We start from the raw sequence: 21,021 nt of genomic DNA on the forward strand, positions 1-21,021 counted from the left end.
TGACTTAATATTGTTAAATTGATAATTTTTATTGAAATTTTATTAAAAATTAAATGTTATGTCTGAAATAATGCAATATTAAGAAATTGTTAATTTCTAGATTGCAGTGAATTGCCTCCCGGAAAATGATTTCACTTTCCCTAAAAGCTCCAAATCCAGAATTACCGGTAAAATTTTGTAGGAGGGAAGCTCAATTTTTTCAGCCAGATCATCCAATGAGATCTGTGGATGATCGGCAATACATTTATATATTAGCGACTGATTATCAGATAATTTTATATCTGACTCGCAAGATGGGAATAATTCCTCAATTTTTCCTTCAGGCTGTCTGAGCCCGAGGAAATCAATAAGGCCCTTAATGGTTGAAATGGCTGATGCCTTATGCTGAACAATAAGCTGGTTACAACCCTGGCTGTACTGATCCGTAATTTTCCCGGGAAGAGCGAAAACATCCCTGTTATAGCTGTTGGCAAAACCTGCTGTGCTTATAGAACCTCCGCCAAACGCTGTCTCTACTACAATGACTGCCGGGGAAAGCCCTGCAATGATCCGGTTTCTCTGTATAAAATTTTCTCTGTCCGGCTTCTGGGAGGAATTGAACTCCGTAAGCAAAGCGCCCCCCTCCTGCAAAATCCTCTCCGCCAGTTTTTTATTCCTGGAAGGGTATAGGGTATGAAAGCCGTGAGCCAGAACAGCAATTGTAGGAATCCGGTGATGAATGGACTGCTCATGGACCTCTTTATCAACCCCCAAAGCCAAACCACTAACAGAAACATACTTATACGCTTTTGTCTCTGCAAAAAAGTCTGAGATAAATTGTTTGCCGTAAGGTGTCATATTCCTTGTTCCGACAATGCTTATTGTTTTTAGAGAACCGTCAAACCTGCCTTTTTGATAGAGGATGGCCGGAGCATCATCACATTCGTTAAGTAAAAAGGGAATTTCATTGCAATGCCTCAACTGGATCTGAATATTGTTTTCCTCACAAAACTTAAGCTCTTGTTCTGCAAACTTCAGATGGGCCGGGTTGCCGATATCAGAAGCAATCTTACGTCCTATGCCGCCTATTTTGCTGAATTCTTTACCTGCCTTTTCCCAAACGTCCTTAGCCGAACCGAATGTTCGTATAAGTTTACTGAAATTAATATCACCAATAAGGCTGCATTCGCGTAATGCGATTGCATAAAGATGTTCTTCGGAGATCATGTGTGCTTTTTTCCAAAGATAACGAATAAGTTTTATTTTTTCCTTAACTCGTCCAGGCGGTCCCAAATGTCATCTTTTTTCTTGTATGGCAATTCCAAAAAATCTTCAGGATGGTTTTCTTTATATTGCTGCCAGAGCTTGTCATCTTTTTCGCTATAATAATTAGGGAATTCCCAGATATATTTTTTCTTTTTTTCACCGATGTTCTTAAAGGCAAAGGCTATGATGCTGCCGACCACCGCTCCGGAAAGGTGAGCCTGCCATGATATTTTACTGGGTTCCTGAAGACTGTAGAAGAGCTCTTCCGGAAACATTCCCCATACCAGGCTTCCATAATATAAAACCACAAGCAGCGATATGGTAAGAAGTTTCATATTCCACTTAAATACTCCGCTGAAAAAGAGGAAAAAGGCCAGGACATATACTACTCCGCTTGCCCCTATGGTGCAGGTATACATATAGTCTCCCGTAAGGATGTCGATTGGAGGCAAAAGCCAAACCAAAAGCCCGGTAGCCAGCCAGCCTAAAATGAAAACCTTATTGGCAACCAAAGGATAGAACTGGTATAAGAGAAACATCAGCACAACAATAGGAATGGAATTTCCTATGATATGATCCAGATTCCCATGAAGAAGCGGGGAAAGAACTATGCCCGGCAAGCCTTCCGGCAACAGCGGGATAATTGCCCCAAAGCAACTTTCAAAAAAGCCAAGTGTCTGTAAAAAATAGCCGAACCACATTGCCGCTAACATCAGCAATGGGCTTATAATGGCTCTTTTGGAAATTACATTTCTAACCATGAGGATTTTATGTCAAAACAAAAGCCAACATTAAATTTCGGAAAATTTGACGATAGTTTTTCTAAGGTTTATTATTTTTAAGACAAAAAGTAATGATTTGATGATAATTTCCATCGTATATAATTATTTGATCTCAAATCAATAAGGTCATTTCCCTGCTGTAAAATGTTGGAGTATAATATGGGGATATTCATCTGATAATGGTTTGCTTTAACCCAAAATATGGGATATTTTTGTATTGAAAATCTTGAATAATGAAGAAGTTTTTATTGATTCTTTCCTTTTCTATAGGAATTTTTACAAGTGCGCAAGTAGAAAAAGACACTGTTGTAACAGATACCATAAGACACTGGTCTGTGTTAGGCAAAAATTCATTAATGCTCAATCAGGCAGCTTTCTCCAACTGGGTAGGAGGGGGTGGCAATAACATCGGATGGCTTGCCGGCATCAATTATAATATTACTTACGAAAAAGGAAAGGATCTGTGGGAGAATATTATCATCCTTGATTACGGGCAAAACAATACAAAAGGATTGGGAACAAGAAAAACCCAGGATGTCATCAATATTTCAACCAACTATGGAAGGCAGTTTTCTAAAAGCTGGTATTTCTCTCTTGGCGCAGGTTTACAAACCCAGTTCTCTGCAGGGTATGAAGATGGAAATAATCCACAGGCCAAAAAGATTTCAAACTTTATGGCGCCGGGATACCTGAACGTCGGGATGGGTATTACCTACAGGCCCAATGACAATATCAATGTTACCTTACGGCCTGTCAACGCGAGATGGGCTTTCGTACTGGATAAGGATCTGCAGCTGGCCGGCAATTACGGCTTGAAAGAAGATGGGGATTCATCCTTACTGCAGTTTGGTTTCTTAGGAACTGCCCTGTATAAGGTGAAGATTATGGAAAATGTGAATTTAACCAATTCGGCTTCTGTTTTTTCAAATTATCTTGATCATCCCGAAAGACTGGTGCTGGCCTATGGTGCCATCCTGAATTTTAAAGTAAATAAGTTTATCTCTTCCAATATTACTTTGGATGTACTATATGATCATAATCAGCTTCAGAAAACCCAGTTGAAACAAACCCTGGGGATCGGTTTTGCCTATACCCTGGACAACGGAGTAAAGCGGTCTGACCGGAAGGACAGCCAATGGTGGAATAAGTAAGATTATTGAATGAAAACGGATACCGGGAGCTGCTTCTTGATCGGCTGTTATAAGAGGACATAATTATTTATCTTTTCTTGTAATGCTTTGATTCTGAAAGAATTAAGTTCGTGTTTGGTGTTTCTGGCACAGGTGATTTGTTTTTTACATGAATTATATTTATTTTGTTTGCGCAAAATTCTCAATTATGAAAAAACATTTATTATTCCTTTCCCTCTCGTTCGGGGTAGGCGTATTTGCCCAGGAGGCCAGGACAGAAGCACCGGCACCGGATACTATAAGAGCTTGGTCTATTCAGGGACAAAATACTTTAATGCTTAACCAGGCTGCCTTCTCAAACTGGGTGGGTGGAGGAGCCAATAACGTGGGCTGGCTTGCAGGGGTTAACTATAACCTTACTTATGAGAAAGGTAAGGACCTTTGGGAAAACATCATTATCCTGGGCTATGGCCAAAATAACACAAAAGGTATAGGAACAAGAAAAACCCAGGATGTAATTAATCTTTCCACGAATTATGGGCGTGAGTTTGCCAGGAACTGGTATCTTTCTGCGGGTGCCAGCTTACAGACTCAGTTCGCAGCCGGCTATGAAGACGGCAATAATCCTGAAGCGGCTAAAATCTCCAATTTTATGGCTCCTGGATACGTAAATGTAGGAGCCGGTGTTACCTACCGCCCCAACGATAATTTTACCATGACATTGCGTCCGGCCAATGCAAGGTGGACCTTTGTGCTGGATAAAGATCTTCAGTATGCAGGAACGTATGGCCTCAAACATGACGGAGACTCGTCATTATTTCAGTTCGGTTTTCTGGGAACGGCTATCTACAAAGTGAAAATCATGGAGAATATTAACCTGACCAATACAGCTTCTGTATTTTCCAATTATTTGGATCATCCTGAGAGACTGGTGCTTTCATACAGCGGAATTTTAAATATGAAAATCAACAAGTATATTTCCTCCAACATTACCCTGGATCTACTATATGATCATAATCAGATTAAAAGAACGCAGCTGAAGCAAACTTTAGGAGTGGGTTTCGCGTATAATTTTGACAACGGGGTAAAAAGATCGGATAAAAAAGACAATCAGTCCTGGCTGAAATAGGAATAATATAAATTCTGAAAGAAAGCAGGCTGCCTCTTGAGCCAGCCTGCTGTTTTAGCCTTTAGACACAAAAAAATCCGGAGAATTTCTCCGGATCGATGTATAATGTTTATTATTATTAAAATTCTATATCTACCTCTAATTTCTCAGCCAACAATTTTGAAACTTTTTCTTTAAGGGGCTCGATATCGATATTTTGCATTGCATCATTCGCGAATGCATATAAAAGTAAGGCCTGAGCTTCTTTTTTAGAGATTCCTCTGGCTCTCAGATAAAATAGAGCATCTTCATTTAGCTGTCCTACGGTACATCCATGGGAACATTTCACGTCATCCGCAAAAATCTCCAGCTGAGGTTTCGTATCAATGGTAGCGCCCTCGCTCAGCAAAACATTATTATTCTGCTGGTAAGCATTTGTTTTCTGGGCTATTTTGTCTACAAAAACCTTTCCGTTGAAAACGCCATGGGCATTACCGTCAAAAATACCTTTGTAGTTCTGGTAGCTTTCACAGTTCGGGTAATTGTGGTGCACCGCTGTATGGTGATCTACCAGCTGATCTTTTCCAATGATGGTGATTCCGTTCATAAATGAATTAATATTTTGCCCGTTATGAATGAAATCAAGGTTGTTTCTTACCAATTTACCTCCGAAAGAGAATGTATTCACCGTTGTCAGGCTGTCTTTTTCCTGTTTTGCAAAAGTATTATCAATCAGATAAGAAGTGTCATTATCGTTCTGAAGCTTGTGCCAGTCTGCCTTTGCATTCGGATAGGTAAAGATCTCTGTCACAGAGTTGGTAAACACGTAGGTGCTGTCAAAGTTATGATGACTTTCAATAACCTCCACTTTTGCACCTTCTTCCACAATAAGTAAATTCCGGGTGTTATAGAAGGTATTTTCTTCCTGGTTCTGGGAAAGGTAAAAAATGTGGATCGGCTTTTCAATCACTACGTTTTTAGGAACCTTCAAAAAGAAACCATATTTGCAATACGCAAGGTTTAGATTAGTGAAAGCGGAATCCTCGGACGCAATGGTATTGAAATAGGTATCAAAAACTTCTTTATGTTTCTCATCATTCAGGGCATAGTTGAATGACAGAAACTCCACATTTTCAATGGAAACTTTTGACAGCTCTTTATGAAGCTTACCGTTTATAAATACTATCCAATCGAAATTTTCTTCTCCTAAATGCAGCTGATCCAGCTGTTCTTTGGTGATATTATGGTTTTCTTTCGGGAAAAAGCTATATGCCTTTTCGGTAATCTCCTTAAGGTTGGTATATTTATATTCTTCATCTTTTTTCTTCGGGAAACCGAGATTGATGAATCGCTGAAGAGCTGCTTTTCTGTCTTCGTCCAGAAATCTGTGACGAAGGCTCTCCAGGAACTGATCATGGTTTTCTGTAATTTGTTCGTATAAAGCCATTACTGATATTTCGGCCATCACACCTTATTTATATATATTAACATAAAATTGTTCAATATTATACGGTTTTCACCGTTATTGTCATTTCTGGAATCCAGATGACCTTTCGCCGGTTATTAGTTTAATAACCAGTCGTAACCTTTTTCTTCCAGCTCCAGTGCCAGAGATTTATCACCTGTCTTGATGATCTTTCCGTCTGCGAGGACATGTACAAAATCAGGCTGGATATAGTTAAGCAGCCTTTGATAGTGAGTGATCAAAAGCACTGCATTCCCTTCGTTTTTGAAATAATTTACTCCGTCTGCAACAATTCTTAAGGCATCAATATCAAGACCTGAATCCGTTTCGTCAAGGATAGCCAGCTTTGGATTAAGCATCATCATCTGGAATATCTCATTCCTTTTCTTTTCTCCTCCGGAAAATCCTTCATTTAAAGATCTTGAAAGGAAGTCTTTCTTAATACCCAGTTTTTCAGATTTTTCGCGGATCAGGGCAAGCATCTCTTTTGCCGGCATTTCTTCCAACCCGTTTGCTTTTCTGTTCTCGTTTAATGCAGCTTTGATAAAATTCGTCACGGATACCCCTGGAATTTCCACCGGATATTGAAAGGAAAGAAAGATTCCTTTGTGTGCTCTTTCTTCAGGAGCATCTTCATTGATATTCTCTCCGTCGAAAAGGATTTCCCCTTCGGTAACCTCATAATCCTCCTTTCCTGCAATTACGGAAGAAAGGGTAGATTTTCCTGCTCCGTTCGGGCCCATGATCGCATGAACTTCACCTGGTTTTATTTCAAGATTTATACCTTTTAAAATTTCTGCGCCGTCTTCAATTCTGGCGTGTAGGTTTTTTATTTCTAACATAGTTTTAATATGATATCTGGTAATAGGATAATATGATGATCACTTATTACCGCCTTTTCTGAATGTTTATTTAAAGTCCACAACGGGTACTCTTTCTCTTTTTGTCTGCAATGAGTAGATCTTCCAAAACGTTACTATCCTTATCCGACGGATCCCTCTAATGAGATCTCCAATAGTTTCTGGGCTTCAATGGCAAACTCCATCGGAAGTTTGTTTAACACTTCTTTACTGAAGCCGTTTACAATCAGGGCGATTGCCTTTTCGGTGTCAATACCTCTCTGATTGCAATAGAAGATCTGGTCTTCCCCGATTTTTGAAGTGGTTGCCTCATGCTCCAGCTGGGCAGAAGGATCTTTGATCTCAATATAAGGGAACGTATGTGCTCCACATTCGTTACCCATCAGCAGAGAATCACACTGTGAAAAGTTTCTTGCTCCTTTTGCAGAGGGCATTACCTTTACCAGACCGCGGTACGAATTATTTGATTTTCCGGCAGAGATTCCTTTGGAAATAATGGTTGACCTGGTATTCCTGCCAATATGAATCATTTTTGTACCTGTATCAGCATACTGATGGTTGTTGGTAACAGCAATGGAGTAGAACTCGCCGATTGCCCCGTCACCTTTCAGGATACAGGACGGATATTTCCACGTTACGGCAGAACCTGTTTCTACCTGGGTCCATGAAATTTTTGCATTCTTTTCGCAAAGTCCTCTTTTGGTAACAAAATTGAAAACTCCACCTTTTCCTTCCTCATTACCGGGATACCAGTTTTGTACCGTTGAATATTTGATTTCCGCATTATCAAGAGCAATAAGCTCAACAACCGCAGCGTGCAGCTGGTTTTCATCTCTTGACGGTGCCGTACACCCTTCAAGGTAAGAGACATAGCTTCCCTCATCTGCAATTACCAGTGTCCGTTCAAACTGCCCTGTTCCTGCCTGATTGATACGGAAATAGGTGGAAAGTTCCATCGGACATTTTACTCCTTTAGGGATATAGCAGAAACTTCCGTCAGAAAAAACTGCGGAATTCAGTGCCGAATAGAAGTTATCTCCTCTCGGAACCACTTTTCCGAGATATTTTCTTACGAGATCAGGATGGTTTCTGATGGCTTCGGAAATGGAACAGAAGATGATGCCTTTTTCGGCCAATGTTTCCTGGAAAGTGGTCTTTACGGAAACTGAGTCCATAACGATGTCCACAGCTACCCCTGAAAGCCTTTTCTGTTCCTCGATATTGATCCCCAACTTTTCAAAGGTTTTCAATAATTCAGGATCTACCTCATCCAGACTGGCCAGCTCAGGCTTTTTCTTGGGTGCGGCATAGTAACGGATAGCCTGGAAATCAGGCTTCTCGTATTTTATATTGGCCCAGGACGGCTCTTCCATTTTTTGCCAGATCCTGAAAGATTCCAGACGCCATTCCGTCATCCATTCAGGCTCCTCCTTTTTAGCAGAGATAGCCCGGATGATATCCTCATTTAAACCGGTAGGGAAATCTTCGTAATCAATTTTCGTTTCCCAACCGAATTCATATTTTTTATTTTCTAGATCGACTCTTAAATCGTCTTCAGTATATTTGCTCATTATTTTTTTGTTTCAGATGGCACATCAGATGTAGATTTAGCTTCTCTGATATCCCAGTATCCAATGTCTTTTCTATAAAGAAAAACTTTCTCCGCAACCACATGTTCTGGCCGCATTCGGGTTATTAAAAACAAACCCTTTCCCATTTAAACCTCCGGAATACTCCAGAGTTGTACCCGCTAAATAGAGGATGGATTTTTTATCTACAATAATTTTAATGTCATTGTCTTCAAAAACCTGGTCTGTATCTGTTTTTTGATTGTCAAACTTCAAAACATATTCTAAACCAGAGCATCCTCCACTTTTCACCCCTACTCTTATATAATCTTCAGCAGGGTTAAAACCATCTTCTGTCATCAGCATAATGGCTTTTTCCTTTGCTTGATCTGATACTTTTATCATTGTATTTATTTAGAATGATTTAATAATGCAAAAATACGAACAAAAATCAGTAAATAAAAATCGGCATTTTTATTTTATCGATTTTTATTATTGATGGCTTTAACTTTGGTAAAGTTTTGAAATCCAAATAACAAATTATTTAAAATGAAAAAGTTAGGCATTATTGTTTTATTGCTGTTTGTGCAGGGGATTGCGGCACAGGTCAACAGATTTGTGTATCAGGTTACTATGAGGCCGGATGCCTCTGACAAGAATGATATAAAAACAGAAAATGCATATTTGGATATCTCACCGGAAAAATCATTTTTTTATTCTGAAAACAGATTGAAAAGGGATTCTATTTTACAGAAAGCTTTTCAGGGTGGCGGAGGAAGAGGAAGTATAAACCGGGATCAGATGGAATCTCTGAGATCTAATATCACCTATTCCGTTGAAAAGGATAAAACCAATCAGAAAGTTTATTTTAAAGACAGAATAGGACGGGATAATTATTCTTATGAAGAAGACAGACCATTAAACTGGAAGATTTTCTCTGAAACGACAAAAATAGGAGAGTATAAGGTACAAAAGGCCGAAACGGATTTTGCAGGCAGAAAATGGACGGCATGGTTTACCACTGATCTTCCTTACCAGGACGGGCCATATAAATTCGGCGGGCTTCCGGGATTGATTATAAAAGTAGAGGATAATAACGGGGATTATTCGTTCGACTTAATGAAAAATTACAGAATTGCCGATTTCCCGACGCTGAGCCAATTCGGCAACACCATAAAAGTAAAGAGAACAGATTTTGTAAAGCAACAACAGAAGTTTATTAGCGATCCTATGGCTTTCATGAGCCAGGGTCGGACCCGTGGTGGTAACCCGAACAGTGCTGATATGAGAAAGAGAATGGAGGAAAGGGTAAAAGAAGAGACAAAGAAAAACAGTAATCCGATCGAATTGCAATAAAAAAAGTACCCCCGGAACTTCCGGGGGTACTTTTTTTATTGCAGGTATTTATCTTAAAAGCTGGTTGAAGGTGTCACCCTGTCTGATGTCTCCGGTATTATAACCTTTCATAAACCATTCCTTACGTTGCGCGGATGATCCGTGTGTAAAGCTTTCCTGGTTCACATATCCCTGTGATCTTCTCTGGATATTGTCATCACCCACGGCTTCTGCCGCACTGATTGCGGCATCTATATCCCCGGGCTCCAGGATATGTTCCCTGTTATCTGTTTGTTTGGCCCAGACCCCGGCATAGAAGTCGGCCTGTAGTTCTGTGGCTACGGAAACTCTGTTCATCTCGGCTTCTGAATATCTTCCGCTTCTTCTTAATTCATCTACTTTCTGGGTTGTTCCCAGAAGGGTTTGAACGTGGTGCCCCATTTCATGGGCCATAACGTAGGCAATGGTAAATTCCGTCACCTGTGCGCCAAACTGTTGCTGTAATTCGTTAAAGAAGCTCATATCCATATAGACCGTCTGATCTGCAGGACAGTAAAAGGGGCCCATTGCAGATTGTGCTGTACCACAGCCTGACTGGGTGGTATTTTCAAAAAGTACAACTCTGGCAGGGCTGTATTTCATTCCGTTATCTTCAAAAACCTTCGCCCATGTCTGCTCATTTTCGGCTGTAACCATCTGTACAAATTCCCGGACCTTAAGCTCATTGGCATTTAATGTTCTCTGCTCAGTCCGGGCCGGGCCGGAAGCACCTCCCGAAGAAAGGATGGAAGAAGGATCTCCTCCCAAAAAGAATATGATTGCTGCAATAATGAGGGTGCCAAGCCCGCCTCCTACAACGGCTCCGCCACCGCCTAAGCCCCGCCTGTCCTCTACATTGCCGCTTCTGTCGTCAGTCCATCTCATAGTATATAATTTTGTTGGTAAATTTAAAAATTTAAAGCTAATGTCAATATTAAAAGACCGCTTTCATTGCGTTTTTTATGTCCCTGGACCAATCATCGGTTAATCTGATTGGTTTTTATCCAATATGATGTTGCCTGATAGGCAGAAATGGTTTCATTAACCAATTTGAGGTCCGGTTTTTTCCTTAATTGCTCATCATAATAAATATTAAACCCGGGGGCTGATTGAGCCGGCTTCGGTAACAGGGTATACTGCTTTATTTTTCTCACCGGAGAGATTATGGTCAGGTACCCGTCTTTTACAAATCCAAGATCCTGATAGGTGGCAATATAGGCTTTGGGCTGGAATTCTTTTTTGAAAACATCCTGTCCCAGAAATTTAGATTTATAATTAAAATTCAATAACCCAAACACGGTAGGCATCACATCAATCTGAGACATGAGCCTGTCAAACTTCTGAGGTTCTATAAATCCTTCTGAAAAAATCATGGCAGGGATCCTGTACTTATCCATAGGCAATTCGGTGTCTCCGGCGCTGGATGCACAATGATCTGCAATAATCACAAAAACGGTGTTCTTATACCAGTCTTGTTTTTTAGCCATTTCAAAGAATTTCCGGAGAGCGTAATCGGTATATTTTACGCCTCCTTCACGGGATTTGGCATTCCCCGGAATATCAATCCTTCCGTCAGGATATGTAAACGGCCTGTGGTTGGAAACAGTCATCCAATGATTGAAAAAAGGTTTTCCTGACTTAGACTCCGCATTCATAATCTGAATTGCCTTTTTAGCCATATCTTCATCAGCGACTCCCCAGACGTTGGCAAAGGTGATTTCTTCCGGCTTAAAATTATTCCTGTCGATAATATCATAGCCATTTCCTTCAAAAAAGTCCTGCATATTGTCGAAATAGCTGTATCCACCGTAAAGGAACTTCACATCATAGCCTTTAGCCCTGAAAACAGCTCCAGTGGTAAACTTGTTTTTATTATTTTCCCGTTTAATGATGCTTTCTCCTGCTGTCGGAGGAATACAGAGCGTTAACGCTTCCAAGCCCCTTACAGTTCTGTTACCGGTTGCATAGAGATTGGTAAGCATCAATGACCGGTCAGCGAGGCTATCCAGAAACGGGGTGATCTTTTGTGTGTTTCCGTAATGCTCCATAAAATCTGCTGATAAACTTTCAATGGAAATCAGGACAACGTTTTTCTTTAGCTCCGGTTTCCCCGATAGGATATTTCTGATTAGGGAAGGTTCGGGATATTGGCTCAGGAAATTCTTTTCAGCCTGCTTTTCATCTATCTGAGGATAAAATTGAAAATAATCCAGTTCATTATGAGTAAAGGCCCAGTAGAATTTAGGCAATCCGTTTGCACCGATCTCATCAGCAAAAACATTGGCGGACCTTATCTGCATCATTAACGGAATTGTGACCAGGCTGATACCCGCTAACAAGATGAATGTCGCCAGCAATGTCAGCTTTTGTTTAAAATCCGGCAGATCTAAAAGCTCATTTTTTGTCTTTTTATAGACGAACCATGTAACAATGAAAGTAACAATGAAGATTACGGCAAATAAAGGAACTACAGGGTAGCTTTCCATTATATTCCCGATTACTTCATTGGTGTAGATGAGATAATCCACAGCGATAAAATTGTATCTCACCCCAAACTCATTGTAAAAGAAATATTCACTCACGGCATTGAAAATGATGAGCAAGATGTATAGAAATAATGTGGTAAAATACAGGGTATTGCGTATCCTGATTCTTTTATCGGGTAAAAAGAGCATCAAGCCAAAGAAGAATGTTTTTAATCCTACGAAAATCAAGGCTATTTTGGTTACAGAGCCGCCGTATTGTTTGAAAATATTATTCGGAACGGCATAAATATATAGAAATATCAGCAGCATAACTCCGAAAATAATATATCCATAGGGCTTCTTATATTTAGAATCCGACAGGAATAAAAAATAAAGTGCGAGTATTGAGCTGGCCAGGATAAAGACAAAGACATCGTTTGCCGTACCGATCAGGAGGATCTTCAATATTTCGAAGAATCCGAAATTTGCAGTAGTAATGGGATGGAAAAAGAAAATGATCCTTACTATCAGTGAAATAATGAGGTAAAAAATTCCCAAATACAGGAATGGTTTTATTTTTTTTGAAATCATCTCGGTATGAAATATAATTTCACAAAGATAGTTTTTGTACAGATTTGTTTAATAGATTATTCAATAATTTGCTTTTTTTATTGAGTTCCGGAATGTTTATGAATAATAATCTAAAATGAAAAAGCAGAGAAACTCCATTAATCTCTCTGCTTTTATTTTATTGAACAGCCTGTTTAATTTCCAAAACCAATGCTTCCTTTTTTAGCAGTTAAGCTTTTTTTAAAATCAATCATTCTTAATGCAGTAACGGCTGCTTCCACACCTTTATTTCCCAGGTTTCCACCGCTTCTTGCTATGGATTGTTCTTTTGTATCATCGGTAAGGACACAGAAAATGGTTGGGGTGTCTGTTAGGATATTACAATCTTTAATTCCCTGTGCTACTGCGGAGCATACGTAATCGAAATGGGGTGTTTCACCACGGATTACACATCCTATGGCGATAATAGCGTCATATTTACGTTCTTTACAAAGCTGCATGCTTGCATAGCTTAATTCAAATGCACCGGGGACAGGGAAAAGTTTGATGTTTTCATGTTTTACTCCTTCTTTTTCAAGGATCTCCAAAGCGGCGTCACGAAGATTATAGGTTACAAAATCATTCCACTCAGAAAAAACAATGCCGATAGAAAATTCTTCGGCATTGGATATATGGAGTGGCTTGTAATCGGAAAGATTAACTGTTGCCATTTTTTTAATAATATTTAGTCATTTCAATATAAGAATCAGACATTCCGTTATCGTAGTCCTGATATTTCTCCTCAATAGTAGAAAAATATTTTTTTGCTTCTGCATTTTTCTTCAATCCCAGGGCTAAAATTCCGGCTTTTCTCGTGAAATAGTAAGAAGTGTAAGGGTCGTCAGACGTTGAAGCCGCTTTATCTAGAAGCTGCAAAGCCTCATCATTTCTATTCAGCCCCGATTTTGCATCTGCCATGGCGCCATATTTCATGGCCATTATGGTTTTATTGTCAGATGAAAGTTTATCTAAAAGATCATATGCTTCCTGAAATTTTCCTTCTTTAAATTTAAGCAGGCCGGCGTTATAAGCAGAAAGCTTACCGATATTTGTAGAGGAATACTCATTATAGGTACCCAAAAAGCCCGGATTTGCTGCTGATTTTCCACCTAAAGCTTCTTTGTCCTTGCCTTCAGTAAGGTTTTTCTGGGCAGCAAGGAAACTTTTTATTGCTTCGGTATTTTTAGGAGCAACAACGAACTGCTTATAGGCAAAGAATCCTAAAACCGCTAAAACCAAAACTCCAAATACAATACTTAAGGGTTTTGAATATTTCTCAATAAACCTTTCTGTATTTAAAGCTTCTCTGTCAAGATCTTTAAAAAACTCCACCGTTTCTTTACCTTCTTGCTCGTTCTGAGCATTCTTTGTAAGTTTTGCCATAAATTCTTAAAAATTGAATTGCAAATTTAATTGTTTCTGAATGATTTACAAAATACTTTGGACGTATTATTAATAAAAGTGCAGTAAAGCTTTTAAAAGCATCTTTATATTATCTGTGAATTGAATGAAAATGCTGCTGAAATCCCCTTCAGCAGCATGTATTGATTTTCATTAATATTCTAAAATGTGATAGATCTCGCCATCGAATTTTTTCAGCTTCTCATCACCTTTCAGTTCTTTCAGGCCGATCAGAAAGCTGAATTGTACAACTTTTGCTCCTTGTTTTTCCACTAATCTGGCCGCAGCTTCGGTAGTTCCGCCTGTTGCCAGTAAATCGTCGTGGATGAGAACTCTTTGTCCTTTTTTTAATTGTCCTTCCCGGGTTTCAATTTCGGCACTGCCATATTCGAGATCATATTTTTCTGAAATGACAGGCGGCGGGAGCTTGCCCTTCTTCCTGATCAGGATGAACGGAACTTCCAAAGCCACGGCTACGGCAATACCAAATAAATATCCCCTGCTTTCGATCCCGCACACGGCATCCACTTTTCCCCTGCTGAACGCTACTAGATCCTCAATAACTTCCTCGTATAGTTTTGGGTTGAGGAATATAGGTGAAATATCTTTGAACTGTATTCCCGGAATGGGAAAGTCAGGAATATTTTCTATCGTTTCTTCAAGCTTTTTAATGAGTTCCTGTGCAGCCATTTATGGGTTTATTTTATAGCTGGAAATTTTCCAGTCTCCGTTTACATTTTTAAGACCGAAAGTTACCTTTAATGAAGTCGTCTTTCCGTTTTTATCAGTTACGTCATAGGTGGCATTAACACTGGCGTTATTGGTATTTACGCCATTTGTTGTAATATTTTTAACGGTTACATTTTTTACGGATCCGAATCCTGAGGTCGGGTTGGAGAAAGATTCATAGCTTCCCCAGCTTGGATTATTGGATGCGTCGAATGCCGCTTTAAGGTTTTGAGAGCTCACATTGTTTAGGAATCTGCTCACTGTAGTTTTCGGATCTGCAGATGGTTGTTTTGAGGCAGCCGGAGTTGAGGTTGCGGGAGCATTAGGATCCGTAGGATTTGCAGCTACAGTTCCCGGGTTATTGGGATCCATCATGGCCGGATCCTGTACTACTGCTGTTGAGTCAACTTTTGGAGGAGCAGGCACTTTCAGGGCCGTAGGATTAACATCTATGCCTATTTTTGACATTTTAAAGGTTTTGGCCGTAGTTTTTACTGATACGGTAATGTCAATTTTATTATCTATGACCTTTGAGGCTGCAATGGAGGAGAATTTTAAATTAAAGCCTTTAAAATTATTGTCCTGCATAAGGTTTTTGGCTGTTGAAAGCTTTACCCCGTTGCTGAATACTTCTAGTGTAGTTTCAAGTCCGGCTCCGGTAAAGGATATAGGGTTTCCGGCATTGTCCACCAATCTCGGGATGATCTGTAATGCTGTGGGCCCGGAGCCATTGTCGCCGGTAGGTCTTGTTATAATGCTCAATGAGCTTGCCTTAACGTCATTAGGATCACTCTCCTTTGCTTTTTCATCACCGAAAATGTTCATTTCTCCCAATGATGGTGGAGCTGTACTGGCCCATTCAATACCATTCTTTTGCGCAACTTCATCTGCCATTGCCATAATTTCGGGTACCTTTTTACCATTGATGAGCTGACCAAGGGCCTTAAGTTCATTTATATCACCTTCCGCATCCACTCCAAATGTTTTGAGAATGTAGAGGGCCTCATTAAACTTGATCTGTTTAATGGTCGGAAGACTGGAGGTCATATCATTGATACTTGACTGTAAGGTTTTTGTATTTGTGGCATCTACATGGTCTTTTTTACATGCCGTAAAAAATAATAAACTGAAAACCAGTAGAAAAGAAAACTTTTTCATTTTTATTGAGTTTGTTACAAATTTAATAAAACCTTTATTAATAGACCTTTTTTATTTTTTATTTTGCTGTTCCTTCAGATCATCTTTGAAGAATGAGCTGAAAATATTCTGCATATTGGGGAAAGAAGGATCTTTCCAGTAGGGTGTTTTATAATTGCTGTAATCTGTGTTCAGTTTTACCCTTTCAATATGACTATCATTACTAAAGTCTAATTCTTTAGGGTAAAAATTGTTGTAAACTATTATCTGATTATAGTCCGGTTCGGTTTTATGTTTCAGTTTCGCGAATAGGATCTCGTTATATTCCAGAAGGTCCCTTAATGTTTTCTCCGAATCTTTTTCATAGGAAATGTTAACAACTCCTTTTAAATCGAACAATCTGAATCCGAACAACGCTAATTCTTTTTGCTGAAGATATTCACCCGTAACCTCTATCTCATCTTTCCGGTCACCTTTCAATTCTGTGAATTTTGTGTTTTTTTTCTTTTTGTATTCTTCAATGTTCCCTACATTTTTTAATTTGGGTGTTTCCAGGAAGGAATCATAATCCCATGTCGCTGTCAGCTTTCTTTTTTCCTGTGGATCTACAAGCCTGTAAACCCTGTACTGATCTATGTTTGAGCTTTTTAATTTTTTGGTCTCATTGTCGAAAATATAGGTGACGACCCCGTCAACATAGCAATTCAGCCTGCCGTTTACGGTAACATAGGAATTAAAAGCCCCTTTTATAAAAACATATTTGGCGGGTTTGTTATTTTTAATAACAACGGCTTCAATATCTTTGATCTTATCGTCGATCTTTATAACATCTTTATCAAGGTCTGAATAGGATAAGCTGGCTACCGGGAAATTATCATAGACCAGCTGGAATTTCTCCTGAGATGGCGGTAATAATCTTTTATCAATTTTACCATCAATATCCGAATAGGCAAGAATGTCCCCATCTTTTCCGAACACCGAGACCTTTGGTAAGGGCCTGTTATTCTTTTCGGAAATAAAGGTAATGGTTTGTGCGTTCGTGAAATTCAATATTAAAATAAGGAGAAATTGTAGCAAATGGGTTTTTCTCATAATATTTTGTTTTTAACGGAGCTATTAAATCAGAACGCAACGTCAGATCTGGGACGAGTGCATAAAAAAAGACTGATTTTTTCATAATCAGTCTTTTAGAGTTTTATTTTGTTACAAATCCTTAGAAAGGATACTCGTAAATTTCAGATTCGTGTAAGTAAGGGTTTCCTGTAGGGATAAGCTTCAGCTTAGATAAGGCAGTCATCACAGTAAAGATGAATAATCCGGCTACAAAAAGGATAGCTCCTACTACTAAAAGAAGTACTTCAGGAGTCCTCCAGTATGGACCTACTGTTCCCGGCATAACCATATTGAAATAATCTACGATATGACCGAAAAGAATAATTACTGCCATTGTTGTAACAACCTTGTAATTTCTCTTGATGCTGCTGCTTACCAATACTAAAAGTGGTAACAGGAAGTTAATGATAAGCATCGGTAAGAAGGTTGGTGCATAGTGCTGGAATCTTCCGAAGAAATAGTTCACCTCTTCCGGAACGTTCGCATACCAGTAAAGCATGAACTGAGCGAACCAGGTATACGTCCAAAGCATACTTGTCGCAAAGAGGAATACCCCCAAATCATGTAAGTGATTATCGTTGAACTGAGGTAAGAATCCATTTTTCTTAAGATACACACTCAAAAGAATGATCACAGCGATGCAGCTTGCCAGGCAGCTAACCATTGAATACCAGATATACATGGTGGAATACCAGTGAGGGTCAATAGACATCAACCAGTCCCAGGCCCATGCAGCAGAGCAGAATCCGAAGAATACAATATATCCTACCGACCATCTGTAAAGCATCTGATAATCTACTCTCGATTTTGTCTCATCCACTTTCTTAGACATCGATTTTAATTTCCATGCGAAGAAAGAAGCTCCCACTACATAAAGAATGGTTCTGAATGCATAAAAAGGAATATTTAAGAACTTTTTCTTTTCAAACAGGATTACGTCAAAATTCGGGTTTGAAGGGTCGGTAAGAGCTGGATCCATCCAGTGGAATAAGTGACCAATATGGCTAATATTCAATATCATGATAATAATCAGGATAGCACCTCCGTATGGAATATAAGAAGCGATGGCTTCCATTACTCTTGTAATGATGATAGGCCAGCCGGCATGAGCAGCGTGCTGAATAGAATAAAAGAATAATACGCAGCAGCTAACGCCAAAGAAAAATACAGCTACAAAATGTATTGCTGCCAAAGGCTGATTGTGGATCTGCATTGCAGCATGTTCTAAATGAGCTTCATGGTCCTGAGGACCTACCAATTCACTGGAATGAGTAGGAGCATTGTGCCCTGAAGAATGAACAGCCTCCATCATGTGTTCAATTTGTTCTGTAGTGATCCCTTTATTCATAAAGAAACCAATACCAAATAGAACTAAACCTACAACAAGGAGTATTATAGAAGTTGACTTTAATTTTGGTGAAAAACTATACATTTCTTTTCTTATTTTTTAGTTGCGGTAGAATCTGTTTTTGCTGCTGAAGCTGCTGCAGGTGCTGCTGCATTCTTCTTGAATGCACTCATTACATACATGGCAACTCTCCATCTGTCTCCTGCGTTCAATTGTCCCGCATAAGAACCCATTGCGTTTCTACCGTTTGTTAATACATAATGAACAGATCCTACAGTGATTTCTCTATCGGCATAGTTAGGTACACCTGAGAAAGCTCCGCTTTGTACGATTGGTCCTTGTCCATCCCCGGCAGTTCCGTGGCATGCAGCACAAGTACGGTCAAACAGTATTTTTCCTCTTTCGATATCCTTAGCTGCATTAGCCGGATTCAGCGGAGAGGTGGTTACAGTTTTTGACGCATCATATCCTGCATTGTATTCATCCACATTTTTTGGTAGCTTGCCTTCTTCAAAGATCCCGTCTTTGTTTTGAGGGACGGTTCCTTCTACAGGAGTAAGGCCTGTAGCTCCGTTATTTTTAACGAAAGCCGGAATTTCATTTTCATGATCTGAATATGCATCCTCAGCTTTCATCAATGGATCATAAGCTACCGGGAAATACATATCCGGGAAATATACTAATGGTGTATTTTCTTTTGGTCCGCAAGAATTAAGTAAAACTGTTGTTAAACCTAAAATTGCTGTAATTTTTAATACATTTCTTTTCATTTTAAGCATCTTTAACAGTTATTTCTTCAACTCCGGTTTCAATTAGCAACTGTTTTACAGATTCTACATCATCAGTTACAAATTCCATCATAAATTTATCGTCTGTAGTCCTTGGGTCCGGATTTTGAGCCGGAGCTCCGGGATACATTTTATTTCTTACCAGGAAGGTTAATGACATCATGTGAGCTGCACAGAATACCATTAATTCAAACATTGGCACCACGAATGCAGGCATGTTGTGTCCCCAGTCGAAGGCGGGCTTACCACCGATATTTTGAGGCCAGTCATGATTCATTACGTACCAGGTTAAAGTGGCACCGATGGTAACACCATAACAGGCATAGATAAAAGCGGCATCGGAAATTCTTGTTTTCTTCAGGCCAAGGGCTTTATCCAGCCCGTGAACCGGGAATGGAGTATAAACCTCGTTGATTTTAATTCCTTTATCGTTGAATGCTTTAACGCCGTTCATTAAGTCGTCGTCATCAGCATAGAGTCCGTATACAATTTTAGTGGTGCTCATCTCCTTCTTTTGCTTTATAAGTTTCACCTGAGATTTTCAAAATCGATTTTAATTCGGCCTGTGCAATTACAGGGAATGTTCTTGCGTATAATAAGAATAATACAGAGAAGAATCCGATAGTTCCTAAATATACCCCCACATCAATGATCGTTGGCTTAAACATGGTCCATGATCCAGGCAGGTAGTCTCTTGAAAGGTTGATAACGATGATATCGAAACGTTCAAACCACATACCGATGTTGATGATCAATGCAACGATGAATGTCCAGATAATATTTGTTCTTAGCTTTTTGAACCAGAATGATGCAGGAACAACAAGGTTACAGATGATCAGTGACCAGAATGCCCACCAGTAAGGTCCTACTGCAGCTCCAGGGGAAAGATATGTAAAGTCTTCAAATCTTGAACCTGAATACCATCCGATAAAATATTCTGTTGCATAAGCTACGGTTACCATACCACCGGTCACAATGATTACGATGTTCATGATCTCGATATGGTACATGGTAATATATTCTTCAAGGTGGCACACCTTTCTTGCAACCAATAATAGGGTCTGTACCATTGCGAATCCTGAGAAGATCGCACCGGCAACGAAGTAAGGAGGGTAGATGGTAGAGTGCCATCCTTTAATTACCGAAGTGGCGAAGTCGAAGGATACGGTAGTGTGTACTGAGAATACAAGCGGAGTAGCCAAACCTGCCAAAACCAAAGATAATTCTTCAAATCTCTGCCAGTGTTTTGCCTTACCACCCCAACCGAATGCAAGGAATGTATAAATTTTTCTTGTCCAAGGAGTCTTAGCTCTGTCTCTGATCATCGCAAAGTCAGGGATCAGTCCCATGAACCAGAATACTGTAGATACGGAGAAATACGTAGAGATCGCAAATACATCCCAAAGTAGAGGAGAGTTGAAGTTACCCCAAAGAGAACCGAACTGGTTTGGGAGAGGGAATACCCAATATCCTACCCAAACTCTACCCATGTGGATCACAGGGAAGATGGCTGCCTGTACTACTGCAAAGATCGTCATTGCTTCAGCTGAACGGTTTACAGACATTCTCCAACGTTGTCTAAATAATAATAATACCGCTGAGATTAGGGTTCCGGCGTGACCAATACCTACCCACCATACGAAGTTAGTAATATCCCAACCCCAGTTAATAGTTCTGTTAAGTCCCCATGCTCCAATACCTGTTCCGATAGTATACGCGATACAGCCGAATCCGTAGATGAATAGAACCAGGGCAGCATATAATGAGATCCACCATAATTTCCCTGCTCTTTCTTCGATAGGTCGTGCAATATCTTCTGTGATATCGTGATAAGTTTTGTGACCAATAATTAGAGGTTCCCTTATCGGAGCTTCGTAATGTCCTGACATTTTTTACCTA

General features: G+C 39.6%; 20 protein-coding genes. 3 read left to right on the forward strand and 17 right to left on the reverse strand.

Going from position 1 to position 21,021, the window contains the following annotated elements:
• Positions 1 to 96 precede the first annotated feature (96 nt).
• Positions 97 to 1,206, reverse strand: a complete 1,110-nt coding sequence (gene dprA, locus ABMQ40_RS12005) for a DNA-processing protein DprA (protein ID WP_370899890.1) — start codon at positions 1,204 to 1,206, stop codon at positions 97 to 99.
• A 32-nt stretch (positions 1,207 to 1,238) separates the two neighbouring features.
• Positions 1,239 to 2,006: a rhomboid family intramembrane serine protease gene (locus tag ABMQ40_RS12010; protein ID WP_370899892.1), complete on the reverse strand. Its 768-nt coding sequence runs from the start codon at positions 2,004 to 2,006 to the stop codon at positions 1,239 to 1,241.
• A 254-nt stretch (positions 2,007 to 2,260) separates the two neighbouring features.
• Between ABMQ40_RS12010 and ABMQ40_RS12015 the strand changes: the two genes are divergently transcribed.
• Entirely contained in the window at positions 2,261 to 3,178 is a 918-nt protein-coding gene (locus ABMQ40_RS12015) for a DUF3078 domain-containing protein (RefSeq protein WP_370899894.1), read from the forward strand.
• A gap of 187 nt (positions 3,179 to 3,365) precedes the next feature.
• The gene (locus ABMQ40_RS12020) at positions 3,366 to 4,286 is read left to right on the forward strand and encodes a DUF3078 domain-containing protein (RefSeq protein ID WP_370899896.1); all 921 of its coding nucleotides are present in this window, start codon (positions 3,366 to 3,368) and stop codon (positions 4,284 to 4,286) included.
• Positions 4,287 to 4,404: 118 nt separating this feature from the next.
• Here ABMQ40_RS12020 and sufD read toward each other — a convergent pair whose 3' ends face one another.
• From sufD to ABMQ40_RS12040, 4 genes are all read right to left on the reverse strand, one after another.
• Complete coding sequence (sufD, locus tag ABMQ40_RS12025) at positions 4,405 to 5,712, reverse strand: Fe-S cluster assembly protein SufD (protein WP_370899939.1); 1,308 nt, start codon at positions 5,710 to 5,712, stop codon at positions 4,405 to 4,407.
• Between the two features lie 116 nt (positions 5,713 to 5,828).
• Positions 5,829 to 6,572: a Fe-S cluster assembly ATPase SufC gene (sufC, locus tag ABMQ40_RS12030; protein ID WP_370899898.1), complete on the reverse strand. Its 744-nt coding sequence runs from the start codon at positions 6,570 to 6,572 to the stop codon at positions 5,829 to 5,831.
• 140 nt (positions 6,573 to 6,712) lie between these two features.
• Positions 6,713 to 8,161: a Fe-S cluster assembly protein SufB gene (gene sufB, locus ABMQ40_RS12035; protein ID WP_370899900.1), complete on the reverse strand. Its 1,449-nt coding sequence runs from the start codon at positions 8,159 to 8,161 to the stop codon at positions 6,713 to 6,715.
• Positions 8,162 to 8,233: 72 nt separating this feature from the next.
• Positions 8,234 to 8,563, reverse strand: coding sequence for a HesB/IscA family protein (locus tag ABMQ40_RS12040; protein ID WP_370899902.1), 330 nt, complete (start codon positions 8,561 to 8,563; stop codon positions 8,234 to 8,236).
• Between the two features lie 144 nt (positions 8,564 to 8,707).
• Between ABMQ40_RS12040 and ABMQ40_RS12045 the strand changes: the two genes are divergently transcribed.
• Positions 8,708 to 9,514, forward strand: a complete 807-nt coding sequence (locus tag ABMQ40_RS12045; protein WP_370899904.1) for a GLPGLI family protein — start codon at positions 8,708 to 8,710, stop codon at positions 9,512 to 9,514.
• A gap of 48 nt (positions 9,515 to 9,562) precedes the next feature.
• On the opposite strand, the gene ypfJ is transcribed toward ABMQ40_RS12045, so the two are convergent.
• The 11 genes from ypfJ to nrfD form a co-directional block, all read right to left on the reverse strand.
• Complete coding sequence (ypfJ, locus tag ABMQ40_RS12050) at positions 9,563 to 10,417, reverse strand: KPN_02809 family neutral zinc metallopeptidase (protein WP_370899906.1); 855 nt, start codon at positions 10,415 to 10,417, stop codon at positions 9,563 to 9,565.
• Positions 10,418 to 10,509: 92 nt separating this feature from the next.
• Entirely contained in the window at positions 10,510 to 12,588 is a 2,079-nt protein-coding gene (locus ABMQ40_RS12055; protein ID WP_370899908.1) for an LTA synthase family protein, read from the reverse strand.
• 173 nt (positions 12,589 to 12,761) lie between these two features.
• Positions 12,762 to 13,277 (reverse strand): 6,7-dimethyl-8-ribityllumazine synthase, encoded by a 516-nt coding sequence (gene ribH / locus ABMQ40_RS12060; protein WP_370899910.1) that lies wholly within the window; start codon positions 13,275 to 13,277, stop codon positions 12,762 to 12,764.
• A 4-nt stretch (positions 13,278 to 13,281) separates the two neighbouring features.
• On the reverse strand, positions 13,282 to 13,989 hold the full coding sequence (locus ABMQ40_RS12065) for a YfgM family protein (RefSeq protein ID WP_370899912.1): 708 nt from the start codon (positions 13,987 to 13,989) through the stop codon (positions 13,282 to 13,284).
• Between the two features lie 171 nt (positions 13,990 to 14,160).
• Positions 14,161 to 14,697, reverse strand: a complete 537-nt coding sequence (locus tag ABMQ40_RS12070) for an adenine phosphoribosyltransferase (protein ID WP_370899914.1) — start codon at positions 14,695 to 14,697, stop codon at positions 14,161 to 14,163.
• A complete protein-coding gene (locus tag ABMQ40_RS12075) occupies positions 14,698 to 15,894 on the reverse strand; it encodes a hypothetical protein (RefSeq protein ID WP_370899916.1) in 1,197 nt (398 codons plus the stop codon).
• A gap of 51 nt (positions 15,895 to 15,945) precedes the next feature.
• Positions 15,946 to 16,965, reverse strand: coding sequence for a hypothetical protein (locus ABMQ40_RS12080; RefSeq protein ID WP_370899918.1), 1,020 nt, complete (start codon positions 16,963 to 16,965; stop codon positions 15,946 to 15,948).
• A gap of 121 nt (positions 16,966 to 17,086) precedes the next feature.
• On the reverse strand, positions 17,087 to 18,418 hold the full coding sequence (locus ABMQ40_RS12085; protein ID WP_370899920.1) for a quinol:cytochrome C oxidoreductase: 1,332 nt from the start codon (positions 18,416 to 18,418) through the stop codon (positions 17,087 to 17,089).
• Between the two features lie 8 nt (positions 18,419 to 18,426).
• Entirely contained in the window at positions 18,427 to 19,113 is a 687-nt protein-coding gene (locus ABMQ40_RS12090; protein WP_370899922.1) for a c-type cytochrome, read from the reverse strand.
• Positions 19,106 to 19,627: a DUF3341 domain-containing protein gene (locus tag ABMQ40_RS12095; protein ID WP_050021928.1), complete on the reverse strand. Its 522-nt coding sequence runs from the start codon at positions 19,625 to 19,627 to the stop codon at positions 19,106 to 19,108. The genes ABMQ40_RS12090 and ABMQ40_RS12095 overlap by 8 nt, the downstream gene beginning before the upstream one ends.
• A complete protein-coding gene (gene nrfD / locus ABMQ40_RS12100; protein WP_370899924.1) occupies positions 19,614 to 21,011 on the reverse strand; it encodes an NrfD/PsrC family molybdoenzyme membrane anchor subunit in 1,398 nt (465 codons plus the stop codon). The genes ABMQ40_RS12095 and nrfD overlap by 14 nt, the downstream gene beginning before the upstream one ends.
• Between the last annotated feature and the right edge of the window lie 10 nt (positions 21,012 to 21,021).

Origin of the sequence: Chryseobacterium gossypii (assembly GCF_041361455.1) — a bacterium.
GTDB lineage: Bacteria > Bacteroidota > Bacteroidia > Flavobacteriales > Weeksellaceae > Chryseobacterium > Chryseobacterium gossypii.